The organism is Streptomyces sp., assembly GCF_031181555.1.
Classification (GTDB): domain Bacteria; phylum Actinomycetota; class Actinomycetes; order Streptomycetales; family Streptomycetaceae; genus Streptomyces; species Streptomyces fimbriatus.
Genome location: NZ_JAPSKQ010000170.1, coordinates 1 through 13,478, shown reverse-complemented (window position 1 = coordinate 13,478; position 13,478 = coordinate 1). Strand labels below are relative to the sequence as shown.

14 protein-coding genes and 1 tRNA gene are annotated in these 13,478 nt (G+C 72.9%); 8 read left to right on the top strand and 7 right to left on the bottom strand.

What is annotated here, in order from left to right; translation table 11 throughout:
* Window positions 1–206: 206 nt before the first annotated feature.
* From RIM90_RS26255 to RIM90_RS26245, 3 genes are all read right to left on the bottom strand, one after another.
* Window positions 207–1,007 carry a hypothetical protein gene (locus RIM90_RS26255; RefSeq protein ID WP_309063231.1) on the bottom strand — a complete coding sequence of 267 codons (801 nt, stop codon included), beginning with the start codon at window positions 1,005–1,007 and terminating at the stop codon, window positions 207–209.
* 129 nt (window positions 1,008–1,136) lie between these two features.
* Entirely contained in the window at window positions 1,137–1,868 is a 732-nt protein-coding gene (locus tag RIM90_RS26250; RefSeq protein ID WP_309063230.1) for a decarboxylase, read from the bottom strand.
* A complete protein-coding gene (locus RIM90_RS26245; protein WP_309063229.1) occupies window positions 1,865–2,584 on the bottom strand; it encodes an aspartate/glutamate racemase family protein in 720 nt (239 codons plus the stop codon). The genes RIM90_RS26250 and RIM90_RS26245 overlap by 4 nt, the downstream gene beginning before the upstream one ends.
* A gap of 264 nt (window positions 2,585–2,848) precedes the next feature.
* Here RIM90_RS26245 and RIM90_RS26240 point away from each other — a divergent pair, with 264 nt between their 5' ends.
* Both RIM90_RS26240 and RIM90_RS26235 read left to right on the top strand, forming a co-directional pair.
* Window positions 2,849–3,796, top strand: coding sequence for a D-2-hydroxyacid dehydrogenase (locus RIM90_RS26240; protein ID WP_309063228.1), 948 nt, complete (start codon window positions 2,849–2,851; stop codon window positions 3,794–3,796).
* Between the two features lie 17 nt (window positions 3,797–3,813).
* Window positions 3,814–5,211: an amidase gene (locus RIM90_RS26235; protein WP_309063227.1), complete on the top strand. Its 1,398-nt coding sequence runs from the start codon at window positions 3,814–3,816 to the stop codon at window positions 5,209–5,211.
* Window positions 5,212–5,232: 21 nt separating this feature from the next.
* Here the strand turns inward: RIM90_RS26235 and RIM90_RS26230 are convergent, their stop codons facing one another.
* On the bottom strand, window positions 5,233–5,727 hold the full coding sequence (locus tag RIM90_RS26230) for a DUF3830 family protein (protein WP_309063226.1): 495 nt from the start codon (window positions 5,725–5,727) through the stop codon (window positions 5,233–5,235).
* 97 nt (window positions 5,728–5,824) lie between these two features.
* Here RIM90_RS26230 and ehuB point away from each other — a divergent pair, with 97 nt between their 5' ends.
* The 6 genes from ehuB to RIM90_RS26200 all read left to right on the top strand — a co-directional run bounded on the left by ehuB (window position 5,825) and on the right by RIM90_RS26200 (window position 9,999).
* Complete coding sequence (gene ehuB, locus RIM90_RS26225) at window positions 5,825–6,739, top strand: ectoine/hydroxyectoine ABC transporter substrate-binding protein EhuB (protein ID WP_309063225.1); 915 nt, start codon at window positions 5,825–5,827, stop codon at window positions 6,737–6,739.
* Complete coding sequence (ehuC, locus tag RIM90_RS26220) at window positions 6,736–7,449, top strand: ectoine/hydroxyectoine ABC transporter permease subunit EhuC (RefSeq protein WP_309063224.1); 714 nt, start codon at window positions 6,736–6,738, stop codon at window positions 7,447–7,449. The genes ehuB and ehuC overlap by 4 nt, the downstream gene beginning before the upstream one ends.
* The gene (gene ehuD / locus RIM90_RS26215; protein ID WP_309063223.1) at window positions 7,449–8,099 is read left to right on the top strand and encodes an ectoine/hydroxyectoine ABC transporter permease subunit EhuD; all 651 of its coding nucleotides are present in this window, start codon (window positions 7,449–7,451) and stop codon (window positions 8,097–8,099) included. The genes ehuC and ehuD overlap by 1 nt, the downstream gene beginning before the upstream one ends.
* Window positions 8,089–8,877, top strand: coding sequence for an ectoine/hydroxyectoine ABC transporter ATP-binding protein EhuA (gene ehuA / locus RIM90_RS26210; RefSeq protein ID WP_309063222.1), 789 nt, complete (start codon window positions 8,089–8,091; stop codon window positions 8,875–8,877). Before ehuD ends, ehuA begins: the two co-directional genes overlap by 11 nt.
* Window positions 8,878–9,069: 192 nt before the next feature.
* Window positions 9,070–9,828 (top strand): IclR family transcriptional regulator C-terminal domain-containing protein, encoded by a 759-nt coding sequence (locus RIM90_RS26205; RefSeq protein WP_309063221.1) that lies wholly within the window; start codon window positions 9,070–9,072, stop codon window positions 9,826–9,828.
* Window positions 9,829–9,925: 97 nt separating this feature from the next.
* Window positions 9,926–9,999: transfer RNA gene (locus tag RIM90_RS26200), tRNA-Lys, on the top strand.
* 74 nt (window positions 10,000–10,073) lie between these two features.
* Here the strand turns inward: RIM90_RS26200 and RIM90_RS26195 are convergent.
* The 3 genes from RIM90_RS26195 to RIM90_RS26185 all read right to left on the bottom strand — a co-directional run bounded on the left by RIM90_RS26195 (window position 10,074) and on the right by RIM90_RS26185 (window position 13,438).
* Window positions 10,074–10,679 (bottom strand): lytic polysaccharide monooxygenase, encoded by a 606-nt coding sequence (locus tag RIM90_RS26195; protein WP_309063220.1) that lies wholly within the window; start codon window positions 10,677–10,679, stop codon window positions 10,074–10,076.
* 125 nt (window positions 10,680–10,804) lie between these two features.
* A complete protein-coding gene (locus tag RIM90_RS26190; RefSeq protein ID WP_309063219.1) occupies window positions 10,805–11,986 on the bottom strand; it encodes an SPFH domain-containing protein in 1,182 nt (393 codons plus the stop codon).
* A gap of 72 nt (window positions 11,987–12,058) precedes the next feature.
* On the bottom strand, window positions 12,059–13,438 hold the full coding sequence (locus RIM90_RS26185) for a peptidoglycan-binding protein (protein ID WP_309063218.1): 1,380 nt from the start codon (window positions 13,436–13,438) through the stop codon (window positions 12,059–12,061).
* Window positions 13,439–13,478 lie beyond the last annotated feature (40 nt).

Genomic DNA, 13,478 nt, shown 5'->3' with positions numbered 1-13,478 from the left:
CAACCCCCGGTGGTCGGCAGTGCGTTGGTGGTCCAAGGAAAGACGCCCCGCTTCCTGCGGGGAGATGCAGGTGCAAGGCCTGCCCGGCGCTCGACGAGAACCCCGGCCCCGCTCCCGCGGGACCGGGGTTCTTCCGTGTCCGCCGCACGGCGCCGTCTCCCCGGACCGGGGCGGGCGCGTCCCCCCGGTCCGCGGCAGGGCGCGGGTCAGCCGAGCTTGGCCTCCTGCGCCTCGATGACGGCGGTCGGCTGCTCGAACGCCTCGCCCCGGCCGACCGCCGCGATGTTGAAGGACGAGAATCCGGCGAGCGTGGTGCCCTGCCGGAAGACGACGACCTTCGTCTCGGCGGGGGTGCCGTCCAGCTCGGTCCCCACCGTCCAGGCGACGGCGTCCTCGCCGACGGCGAGCTTCTCCTCGGTGACCTTGGTGACCTGCTGCTTCTCCCCGTCGGCCGTCATGGCGAAGCCCCCGGCGCACTTCTTGCCGGCCTCCCTCAGCGTGTCGAGGGTGCGCTCCGCGCCGTCGGCGTCGTAGGACCAGAGGGAGGTCATCGTCTTGGTGATGTCGAGGGAGGCGAGCGCGGCCTCCTCGGCCTCCTCCTCCGTCATCTCCGCGAGCTCCTCCATCGAGGGCATGCCCTTCCCGGCCGCCTCGGACTCCTGGGTGACGAGCCGCTGGGCGCTCGCCGCCGGCTCGCCCGCCGGCTGGGCCGACAGCACCCGGGCGACGGGCTCGCACTCGGCCTGCTCGGCGGAGACGGCGCCGGGCTCGAAGACGTCGTCCTTCCCCGGCTTCCGGACCTCGTGGTCCTCGAGGTCGCCCGTGGTGAGCACGAGCTTCTCCAGTTCGCCGGCGGTCAGCGCCTTCGCCGCCGGCTTGTCGGACCCGCCGTCCTTCGCCTTCGTGTCGCCACCGTCCTGGTCGCTCCCGCCGCAGGCGGTGACCACCAGGGCGAGGGCGGCAGCGGAAGCGGTCAGGACGGTACGCCGCACGGCGGTGGTTCGCATGGTTCTTCTCCCGTGTTCAGCGTCCTGCGCCCGGGAACGGCACAAGATCACGAGAGCAAGACCGTCATGACCGGGTCAAGGTTGTACCGGCGACGGCCACGTCGCCGGCCGTCCCTCACCCCCGCACGGTCACACCTGCACGATCGGCTCCCTGGTGAACAGTGCGCCCAGTTCCGGGGCGTTCACCCGGCGGTCGGCCAGGCGCAGGCCCTCCCAGACCGTGACCTGGTTGGCGGTGAGGACCGGCTTGCCCAGTTCCTTCTCCAGGGCCGGGATGTGGGCGACCGTGTGCAGGGCCGTGTCCGGCAGGAGCAGCGCCTGGGCGTCCGGGGTGTCGGCCCCGCGGGCCAGGGCGAACAGCTCGGCCTCGCCCCAGGTGCCGACCTCCGCCGCCGTGACGATCCCGGAGCTGCGCACCCCGGTCACCTCCGCCCCGGCGGCCCGCAGGAAGTCGGCGAAGAGCGCGGCCACGTCGTCCGGGTAGGTGGCTCCGACGGCGACCCGCAGCGCCCCGATCTCCCGCAGCGCGTGCACGAAGGCGAAGGACGTGGACGACGCGGGCATGCCCGCCGCCCGGGCCAGCGAGCGCACCTGCTCGTGGGCTCCGTCCCAGCCGTGCACGAAGCTGCCGCTGGTGCAGGCCCACACCACGGCCTCGGCACCCGCGAGCCGCAGTTCCTGCAGCCCGGTCGCCAGCCGTTCGGGCGAGCCCATCTCGCGCAGCACGTCCACCTGATGCGCGTCCACGCCGATGTCGGTGTGCACCAGGTCCACCCGGACGTCGCTGCCCAGCAACTGCTCGATGCGCGGATAGTCGTCCTCGGCGGAGTGTCCCGGGTAGAGGAATCCCAGTGCGGTCATGACCAGCCTTCCTGCTGCTTCTCTTCCTCCGGCAGTACGGCGCCGGGCGTCTGGCCCGGCAGTGCGGTCCCGGAGCGCGCCGACCTGTCGATCAGCGCCTGATACGGTCCCACCGCCCGGGTACCCAATCGGCGCAACGCCGCCCACATGGTCACCTGGTTGGCCGTGATGACCGGTATGCGTAGTTCCGCCTCCAGTTGCGGGATCGCGTCGCAGGTCGGCAGGTTGGTGCACGACAGGAACAGCGCGTCCGCCGCGCCGGGCCGGCCGCGCACCACCGCCCGCCGGGCCATGTCCACCACCTCCCGGTAGGTGACCTTCCGGATGTGCCGGGTCAGGCCCATGTACGCGCAGCCGGTCACCGTGACGCCCGCCCGCGCGACGTACCCCTCCAGCGCCCGGGTCACCGACACGGTGTACGGCGTGACCAGCGCCACCCGCCGTACGTCCAGTTCCACCAGCACCTCCAGCAGCGCGCCCGAGGCGGTGATCGCCGGTACCGCGCCGGCCCGGCTCATCGCCTCGCACATCGCGCGCTCGCCCACGACGCCGCCGACGAAGCCGCCCGACGTGCAGGCGTAGGCGACGGCCTCGGGCGCGACCGCGGCGAGCGTGCGCACCGCCTCCCCGAGGGTCTCGTGCTCGCTGATCAGCCGGGCGAGGCCGAGGCTCACCTCGACCGGCACGTACGGCGTGCGGGTCAGGTGCGGTGACACGTCGTCCGGGACCCAGCGCCACAGCTCGCGGCCCAGCGCGAAGTCGAACGGGACGACGGCACCGGCCCCGCGCTGCGGGCTCGGGCCCCCGAGGAAGGAGCGTCCATGTCAGCACCGGCCTCACGCCGGGAGACGAGCACGCAACGGACGGCGGGAACGACCGTGTTGACGACGGTAGGTTCGGGTGCGAGCGTGGTCAATCCGCGCATCACGGACTCTCTCGGACTCCCGGAAGACCCGGCCACCCCGGAGGAACGGCGGCCCATGACCACCCCCACGCTGCTCGTCCTGGACGCCGACCCGCCCCCTCGCCTCGGCCGGCTCACCGGCCGGGTCCGGATCGAGCACGCCGACGCCTCGACGCTCGCCGAGCGCCTTCCGCACGCGGACGTGCTGCTGGTCTGGGACTTCACCTCCCACGCGGTCCGCGAGGCGTGGCCCGCCGAGGGCCCCCGTCCGCGCTGGGTGCACACGGCGAGCGCCGGCGTGGACCATCTGCTCGGTCCGGAACTGGCCGCCTCCGACACGGTGGTCACCAACGCGCGCGGAATCTTCGACCGGCCGGTCGCCGAGTACGTCGCGGCCCTCGTCCTCGCCTTCGCCAAGGACCTGCCGCGGACGCTGGAGTTCCAGCGGGAGCGGACCTGGCGGCACCGGGAGACGCGCAGGGTCGCCGGGACGCGGGCCGTCGTCGTCGGCTCCGGGCCGATCGGGCGGGCGATCTCCGGCACGCTCTCGGCGCTCGGCGTCACCACCGCCCTGGTCGGCCGCGCCGCGCGCACGGGCGTGCACGGTCCGGGCGACCTGGACCGGCTGATCGCCGGCGCGGACTGGGTGATCGCCGCCGCACCCCTCACGGACCGGACCCGGGGCATGTTCGACGCCCGCCGCTTCGGCGTGATGCAGCCCTCCGCCCACTTCGTCAACATCGGCCGCGGGCAGCTGGTCGACGAGGAGGCGCTCGCCGAGGCGCTGCGGCGGCGCTGGATCGCGGGCGCGGCGCTGGACGTGTTCGCGTCCGAACCGCTCGCCCCCGACAGCCCGTTGTGGCGGGTCCCGGGGCTGGTCGTGTCGCCGCACATGAGCGGGGACACGGTGGGCTGGCGGGACGAACTCGCCGCCCAGTTCGTGGAGTTGTACGAGCGGTGGGCGGCGGGCAGGCCGCTGGTGAACGTGGTCGACAAACAGCGCGGGTATGTACCCGGACACTGACGTCCCCGGGAGGATGGATGACCGAGCTCGCCGGCCTCACCGAGCTGAGTGCCGTACGGCTCCTCGACGGCTACCGCAGGGGTGAGTTCAGCCCGGTGGAGGTGACCCGTGCGGCGCTGCGGCGGGCCGGGGAGATCCAGCCGGAGCTGAACGCGTTCGTCCGCCTGCTCGCCGAGGACGCGTCGGCGCGGGCCCGGGCGTCCGAGGAGCGGTGGCGGCGCGGGGAGCCGTGCGGCCTGCTGGACGGGGTGCCGGTCACGGTGAAGGACATCCTGCTGCTGCGCGGCGCCCCCACCCTGCGCGGATCGCGGGCGATCGACCCGGCGGGCGGCCGCTGGGACGAGGACGCGCCCTCGGTGGCCCGGCTGCGGGAGCACGGCGCCGTGTTCCTCGGCAAGACGACGACCCCCGAGTTCGGCTGGAAGGGCGTGACGGACTCCCCGCTCAGCGGCGTCACGCGCAATCCGCACGATCCGGCGCGCACCGCCGGCGGCTCCAGCGGGGGCGCGGCGGCGGCCGTGGCGCGGGGCGCGGGTCCGCTGGCGCTGGGCACGGACGGCGGCGGCAGCGTCCGCATCCCGGCGGCGTTCTGCGGGATCTTCGCGTTGAAGCCGACGTACGGGCGGGTGCCGCTCTACCCTGCGAGCGCCTTCGGGACGCTGGCGCACGTGGGCCCGATGACCCGGGACGCGGCGGACGCGGCGCTGCTGATGGACGTGATCGCCGCACCCGACTCACGCGACTGGTCGGCGCTCGGACCGGCGCCGGAGTCCTTCTCCGCGGGGCTGACGGGCGGCGTGCGCGGGCTGCGGGTGGCGTACTCGCCGACGCTGGGCGGGCAGGTGGCGGTGCGGCCGGCGGTCGCGGCGGCGGTCCGGCGGGCGGTGGAGCGGCTGGCCGGGCTCGGCGCGTACGTCGAGGAGACCGACCCGGACCTCACCGACCCGGTGGACGCCTTCCACACCCTGTGGTTCGCCGGGGCCGCCCGCGTGGTCCAGCGCCTCTCCCGGGAGCAGCGGGGCCTGCTCGACCCCGGGCTGCGGGAGATCTGCGCCGCCGGCGCCCGGTACTCGGCGCTGGACTATCTGGCCGCGGTGGACGTCCGCGTGGACCTGGGGCGCCGCATGGGCCGCTTCCACGACCGCTACGACCTGCTGGTCACCCCCACCCTCCCGATCACGGCGTTCGAGGCGGGCGCGGAGGTGCCGAAGGGGTCCGGCCACCGCCGCTGGACGGGCTGGACCCCGTTCACCTATCCCTTCAACATGACCCAGCAGCCCGCCGCGACCGTCCCCGTCGGCACCGACGCCGACGGGCTGCCGGTCGGCCTCCAGCTCGTGGCCGCCCGCCACCGGGACGCCCTGGTCCTGCGAGCGGCCCACGCGCTGTACGAGGCCGGGGTGACGACCGGGTGACCACCGGGACGGCGGCCCGCGTCACGCGCGCCGGAAGCCGAGCGTCTCCCCCGCCGCGCCGGTGCGCCACAGGTCGTTGCAGGCGTCGGCCATGTCCGCCAGTCCCTCCGTCACCTGCCCCCAGACGGTGCCGGGGACCCAGCCGACGTCGCCGTTGAGGAGCAGGTTGTTGCGTTCGTAGAACAGGGCCAGGTCCACGACCGTGGTGCCGGGGCGGACCTCGCGGTCGTAGCCGTGGGCCCGGGTGCCCAGCTCGGTGCCCGCGAAGGAGAAATAGCAGAGATCTCCCGGGAGGGGAGTGACGGTCGGATTCTCCAGGGGTGGCTCGGATTCCGCGAAGGGCGGGAAGAGGGCGTAGATCTCGTTGCGCGCGTATTTGGCGTGGTAGACGTCCCCGGACAGCGGGAGGGAATTCCAGACAGCGGCGCAGGTGACGGGCGCCCGGTCGTCGAGCAGCCGGGCCGTGCAGGTGATACCGCGTTTGACCAGCGCAACCTCGAGATATCGGTCAGCCATGCGTTCCATCGTCCCGCGCCGGTCAAGACCGCCCGACCGCCGAACGGGGCCGAAACCGGCCGGAATAAGTCGCATCGCATCGGGTAGCCGCGCCGCCATGGCTCCACCACTCAACCCGTTCAGACGACATCAGGAGACCTCCGGGCCCTCACGTCGATCGCTGCTCGCGGGGGTCGCGGCGCTCGGCGTACTGGGGGCCGCGGGCTGCTCCCGCGTGCCCACCGAGGCGAGTACCGACGGCGGTGACCTGCTGGACCGGCTCAGGGCGGCGGGCGTCGTCCGCCTGGGCATCGCCGGCGAGATCCCCTTCGGTTACATCGACAAGGACGGTGAGCTCACCGGCGAGGCGCCGGAGCTGGCCAAGGTCATCTTCAAGCGGCTGGGCGTGGACCGGGTCCAGCCCGTGCCGACCGAGTTCGGCTCGCTGATCCCGGGGCTGAACTCCCAGCAGTTCGACGTCGTGGCCGCCGGGATGTACATCAACCCCGAGCGTTGCGAGCAGGTGATCTTCTCCGACCCCGACTACCAGATGCTCGATTCGTTCATCGTGCGCAAGGGCAACCCGCTGGGGCTGCGCGACTACCGGGACGTCGTCGAGAAGAAGGCGAGGTTCGCCACCGGCACCGGGTACGCGGAGATCGCGTACGCGGTCGAGGCCGGCTACAAGGAGAGCGACATACTGATCGTCCCCGACCAGGTCGCCGGGCTGAACGCCGTGGAGGCCGGGCGCGTGGACGTCTTCGCCGGTACCGCGCTCACCACCCGCGAGGTGGTGAAGAAGTCGGCCAGGGCGGAGGTCACGGAGCCGTTCAGGCCGATCCTCGACGGCAAGCCGCACGTCGACGGCGGCGGCTTCGCCTTCCGGCCGACCGAGACCAAGCTGCGGGACGCCTTCAACGTCGAACTGCACAAGCTCAAGGAGAGCGGCGAGCTGCTCCGCATCCTCAAGCCGTTCGGTTTCACCGAGGACGAGATGACGGATCTGACCGCGAAGGAGCTGTGCGGCGGATGACCTCAGGACTCTGGGAACTGGTACTGCAGGGCGTCTGGGTCACGATCCAGCTGCTCGTGCTCAGCGCGCTGCTGGCGACGGCGGTGTCCTTCGTGGTCGGCGTCGCGCGCACCCACCGGCTGTGGATCGTCCGTTTCCTCGCGGGCCTCTACACCGAGGTGTTCCGCGGGACCTCGGCCCTGGTGATGATCTTCTGGGTCTTCTTCGTGCTGCCCCCGGCCTTCGGCTGGCAGCTGGTGCCGCTGTGGGCGGGCACGCTGGCACTCGGCCTGACCTACGGGGCGTACGGCTCGGAGATCGTGCGCGGTGCGCTCGCCGCGGTCGACCCGGCCCAGCGTGAGGGCGGTATCGCGCTGAGCTTCACGCCCTGGCAGCGGATGCGGCTGATCCTGCTGCCGCAGGCGGTGCCGGAGATGGTCCCGCCGTTCTCCAACCTGCTGATCGAGCTGCTCAAGGGCACCGCCCTGGTGTCGATCATGGGCATGGGCGACCTGGCGTTCAGCGGCAACCTGGTGCGCCTCGCGCTGCAGGAGAGCGCGGAGATCTACACGTACATCCTGCTGATCTACTTCGTGATCGCCTTCCTGCTGACCCGTCTCATGCGCGGGCTGGAGAGGAAGCTGAAGGCGGGGATCGGCAGGGCGCCGACCCGCAAGCCCGACCTGGAGCTGAAGCGGCCCGAGACCACCAACGTGGGAGGCGCGATCTGATGAAGTGGGACTGGAGCGCGGTCGCCGACTTCATGCCGCACTTCTGGGACGGGCTGCTGGTCACCCTGCAGATCCTGGTCCTGGGTTCGCTGATCTCGTTCGTGCTGGGTCTGGTGTGGGCGCTGCTGATGCGGGTGCCGACGCGCTGGGTGACCTGGCCGGTCGGGGCGGTGACGGAGTTCGTCCGCAACACCCCGCTGCTGGTGCAGCTGTTCTTCCTGTTCTACGTGCTGCCCGAGTGGGGGATCACCTTCTCGGCGCTGACCACCGGCGTCTTCGCCATCGGTCTGCACTACTCGACGTACACGATGCAGGTCTACCGGGCCGGTATCGAGGCCGTGCCGGCGGGCCAGTGGGAGGCGGCGACGGCGCTGAACCTGCCCCTGCGCCGGACCTGGACCGCGGTGATCCTGCCGCAGGCCGTGCGCAGGGTGGTGCCCGCGCTCGGCAACTACGTCATCTCGATGCTGAAGGACACGCCGATGCTGATGGCGATCACCGTGCTGGAGATGCTCGGTGAGGCACGGCTGTTCGCCCAGCAGAACTTCCAGTTCACCGAGCCCCTGACGGTGATCGGCTTCGCCTTCATCGTCATCTCCTACCTGGCCTCCCTTGCCCTGCGAGCCCTGGAGCGACGCCTTGTCCACTGAAACGCACCCCACCGACAGCAAGCCCGACCCCAGGCGGAGCACCGGCGAGCTGATCCGCCTGGAGCAGGTCACCAAGCGGTTCGGGGACCACACGGTCCTGGACCACCTGGACTTCTCCGTGGACGCCGGCAAGCACGTCACCCTGATCGGGCCGTCCGGATCGGGCAAGACCACGATCCTGCGGCTGCTGATGACGCTGCTGAAGCCGGACGAGGGCACGATCACCGTCGACGGGGAGCGGCTGTTCCCCGCGCCCGAGAAGCAGGTCCGCGAGATCCGCAAGAAGATCGGGATGGTGTTCCAGCAGTTCAACCTCTTCCCGAACATGACGGTGCTGAGGAACATCACCGAGGCCCCGGTCACCGTGCTCGGCATGTCCAAGGACGAGGCCGAGGAACGGGCCCGGGAGCTGCTGGAGCTGGTCGGCCTGACCGAGCACGTCGACAAGCACCCCGCGCAGCTGTCCGGCGGTCAGCAGCAGCGGGTGGCGATCGCGCGGGCGCTGGCGATGCGGCCGCAGGTGCTGCTGCTGGACGAGGTGACCTCGGCGCTGGACCCGGAGCTGGTGGCGGGCGTCCTGGACGTGCTGCGGGACATCGCCCGCTCCACCGACATCACCATGCTCTGCGTGACCCACGAGATGAACTTCGCCCGGGACATCTCGGACCAGGTGCTGATGTTCGACTCGGGCCGGGTCATCGAGGCGGGCCCGCCGGAGAAGATCTTCAGCGAGCCGGAGCACGACCGGACACGGGAGTTCCTCAGCGCGGTCCTGTGACCACGGGGCGTGCGCGGGCCGATGTCCCAGGTCCCCGCTCTGGTGCATGCCTCCGGCATATGCCAGGGGGTCTGCCGCGCAGTTGAGAGGGCCGCGGTCCTGTCAACCCCCACTTCCGCGGAGCCGCCCGGCGGCTATCGTGGAGGGGATTCGCCGACCGGATTGCGGCCCCGAGAGCGCACAGGGGGAACCGTGGCGCTGCAGCACGAGCCGACCGCCCCGCACCACTCGGTCCAGGACGCCCTGCGCGTCCTGGAGACGGTGGCGCGGCGCACCACAGGAGTCACCGGCACCGAACTCGCCCGCGAGACCGGCCTCGGCACGGAGCGGCTGACCGCGCTCCTGCGGATGCTGCGCCGCGAGGCCTACGTCGAGCAGACCGCCGACGGCGCGTACGTCACCGGGCAGGCCTTCGCCCGTCTCGGCGCGGCCCAGGGACACGAGGAGGCCCTGCGCGACAAGCTCCAGCACACCCTGGACCGGCTGCGCGACCGCGTGGGCGCCGCCGTCTACATGAGCCGGTACGTGGACGGCGAGGTCAGGGTCACGCAGTACGCCGACAGCCCGGCCGCCCCGAAGGTGAACGAGTGGGTGGACTTCCGCTGCTCGGCGCACGCCACCGCGGCGGGCAAGAGCCTGCTCACCCAGCTCGACCACGACGGGCGGCGCGACCACCTCGCCCGGTACAAGATGGCCCGGCTCACCTCGCGCACCATCACCAGCGACAAGCTGCTGCTCGCCCGGCTGGAGGCGCAGCCGCCCACCGTGCCGGTGCTGGACCTCCAGGAGTACGCGGTCGGCACGGTCTGCGCGGCCGTCCCGATCACGGCCGGCTCCTCGGTGGGCTGCCTGGCCCTGTCCCTGCCGGTCCGGCACGCCCACCGGCTGCGCCAGGCCGCGGACACCCTCAACCGCAACGCGGCCCCGGTGCTGCTCTCGCTGACGATCTAGAACCGGCCCGTTCACCGCGCCGTGGTCGGGAGCACCCCCGGGGACCAGGTAGTATTTACTCCGTCGCCGCCCGCGAGAAGCGGACGGCGGGAGTCATGCGCCGCTAGCTCAGTTGGTTAGAGCAGCTGACTCTTAATCAGCGGGTCCGGGGTTCGAGTCCCTGGCGGCGCACACCGAAGGGCCTCTCGTGGGAGCGAGAGGCCCTTTTGCGTACCCGTCCGACGCCCGGGGGCCCGGGGAGGGGCTCAGAACGTGACGTCCGAGCACGCGTAGAACGCGTTGCCCGTGTCGTGGACGGTCCACACCGCGAGGACGACGTGGTGCCCGCTCAGCCCGGACGGCAGCCGGCCGCTGTGCGAGAGCGTCTGCGGCGGCCGCTGGCCGTTGTAGGGCACCGTCAGGAACGGGGTGAGGTTGAGGTCGGACCGGGACAGCTTGTGGTTCTGGTTCCAGCCCGGCTTGGTGATGTAGTACCTGAAGTCGGTGGTGGCGTGCATGGCCGTGAACTGCCACCGGAAGGTGTAGTTCTGGCCGCCGGTCACCCGGGTGGTGGGCCAGGCCCCGCCCGACGGGGTCTTCGGGCTGTCGAGCTGGGCGAACCGCGTGTTGCCCGCCGAGCAGATCTGCCCGTCGGCGGGGCCGGAGGCGGGGAAGCCCTTCGGGCCCTCGACGCTCTGCGGCTCCCACTGGATGGCGCCGCAGTTGGTCACCGTGCCGTTCTGGCAGAGCTTCTGCCGGCTGATCGGCAGGTCGGTGTAGCCGTGGCCGCTGGCACCACCGGAGGAGAGCGCGAGCGCTCCGGTCGTGGCCAGTCCCACCGCGGCTGCGTACAGCTTGGTCCGTGTGCGCATGCTGCCGCTCCTGGAGAACGTGGGGGAATGTCAGTGAGCCGTGCAGGTAGGTCTAGACCAAGTCACAGAGTATGGGTGCCGACTGAGCATGTCCATACCAATCGCGGGACCTGTTCCCCGGCCGTTCACGGCCCCGTCTCCCCCCGTCCCGCGCAGAACGCCACCGTCAGGTCCTTCACCAGCACCTTGCGCTCGTAGTCGTCCAGCTCCACCAGTCCCCGCATGGTCAGCCGGGTCACCGTGTCCTCCACCGAGTCCACGACCGAGGTCAGCACGCTCGCCCGGTGCTGGGCGTCCAGCGCGGCGATCCGGCGCCGGTGCATCGCGGCGGCCACCTCGGGCGCGTACTCCACCCGGACCGGCCGCACCGCGAACACCTCCAGCCCCACCGGCGCGGTGTCCGCCGCCACCAGCCGGGTCAGCGCGTCCTGCGTCGCGTCCATCGCGTCCCGCGCCGCGCCCCGCTCCGTGCCCGGCACCGCCACCGGTACCCGGAGCAGCGCCGCCTCGACGCACTCGCGCAGGTACCTCTCGTGGTCCTCGACCACCAGCGTCGCCCGCGCGGTGTCCCGCACCCGCCACACCACCAGGACGACCACCCGCAGCGCCACCCCGCTGCGGTCGGCCGCCTGCACCGGCTCGCTGCGCCAGTGCCGCAGCCGCACGTCGACCCGGCGGCGCAGCAGCAGCGGGTTGACCCACAGCAGCCCGGTCCGCCGGACCGTCCCCCGGTAGCGGCCGAACAGGCCGAGCACCCAGGCCCGCCCGGTCCGTCCGCGGGCCAGCCCGCCGAAACCGAACAGCCCGAGGGTCCCGGCCGCCGCGTACGCCGCCCACTGCGCGGGGCCGAGCCCGGCCGCGCCGCCGCGCGCCGTGCCCCCGAGCGCCTCGGCGGCGAGCGGCGGCAGCACCCCCGCCCACCACGAGGTGGCCACGCAGCCCGCCGCCCCGCACACCCCGGCGAGCACCCCGGCGAGGCCGGGCAGCACCCGGGCGGGCCGCTCCACCAGCTCCGGGTCCACGCGGGGCACGGACTGCCGGGGCCGTACGGCGGCCGGGCGCCGCAGGCGCGGCTGCTCCCCCGGCCGCCCTTCCGGCCGCCGCCCCGGCTGCTCCCCCGGGTCCGGCCGGCGGCTGACGACCGCGGGCCGCAGCCGCACCGGCGCCGGACCGGGGTCGTCGCGGAACAGCAGGTGGACGGGGATCTCGGTGGTGGACCCGGTGTGGATGAGCCGGACCGGCCGGGGCGCCGCGGCACCGTCCGCGGGCGGCCCGGACTCGGGGACGGGGGAAGTGGTCGTGGTCACGCGTGCCTCCAGCCTCCGCGCCAGATGCGTCACATCAGGGGTGCTCGGGGCCCGGGTCCCGGGCCCCGACGGTCATGAGAAGAGCCGCCGCCAGGTCTCCGGGCCCGGGTGGCCGTCCGCCGCGCCGCCGCGCCAGCCCTGGGCGCGCTGGAAGGCCTCCACGCTGCGGCGGTGCGCCTCGCTCCAGCGCGGTCCCGGCTCCCCGGTGAAGTGCCGGCCGAACCCCTTCTCCACCAGCCGCCGCCCCAGCCGGGCGACATGGGCGTTGTCGGCGCCGGGCCGCAGCAGCGCCCGGCCCGGATAGCCCGGCACCCCGTGCGAGGGGGGTCCGGACAGCGGCGCGGGCGATGCGGGCGGTACAGGCGATGCGGGCGCGGGCGGGGCGGGCGCTCCGGCCGGGATGTCCCTGCCCCTGCCGGTCACCAGCAGGTCCCAGGTCAGCGGCCCCGGCAGCCCGTCCGCGGCGGCGCCCCGCCAGCCCTGGGCCCGCTGGAACGCCCGGGTCGCCCTGCGGTCCGCGTCCGTCCAGCGCGGTCCGGGACCGACGGTGTAGAAACGGGCCCCGCCGCGGCCGGCGAGCATGCGGCCGAGCTCGGTGACGTACCGGTTGTGGGCACCGGGGCCGAAATACGCCGCTCCGGGGAACGGGGTCCGGCCCTGCGCGGCGGGCGGCCCCGCGCTCTGCGGCCCGGTGTCCGCCGTCCCCTCGGTCACGCCCTTGTAGCGGTACGGGACGTAGCCCGCGGAGTTGTTCCAGTAGGCGTACGGCGTGGTCGCGCGGCGGGTGTGCGGGCGGGTCTGCTCGTAGGCCACGTAGGAGGTGCGCCCGGCGTCCGCCCAGCCGCCGAACAGGACGACGTGGGACTCCCCGAAAGGGTCGGCCGGATTGTGGAACAGCAGGATGTCACCCGGTTGGAGTTCGTCCTCGGTGATTTTCTCCGCGTACTTCACGAGGCTGCCGGTCCATTCGTTTCCGGGCAGGTTCCACGCCATCGAGACGTAACCCGAACAGTCCTGCCGGTAACCGTCGGACCAGTACGAGGTCATGCTGTACGGGACCTTCTCCGCGACCCATTTCCGGGCCCGTTCGACGATGGCCGCGCGGGTGATCGCGGGTGCCTGCGCGGGGCTCCCGGGCAGGGCCGCCTGACCGCCGGGGCCGTACAGCGGAGCCCTCGGACCCTGAGGGGTACCGGGCCCGTCACCTGCGGAAACGTAGGGAAGGGCCGGGACGGCCGCTGGTCCGGAGGCGTGCGGCGCGGCGAGGGCGGGCGCCGCGTGCGCGCCGATCGCCGTGGCCGCGGCGGCGGCCACGGCCAGGGTCCGGTTCGCCGCCGGATGGCCGGGGGAACGGCCGGCCGGGGAATGCGGCAGGACGCGCCGCCAGTGAACACAACCGGGGCAGTCGCAGTCGTCCGCCGGATCGAATTCCTCGAATACCGGTGACCTCATGCGTCGCCCCTCACACTGTTGCCGAAAAACTCCGCGCCTG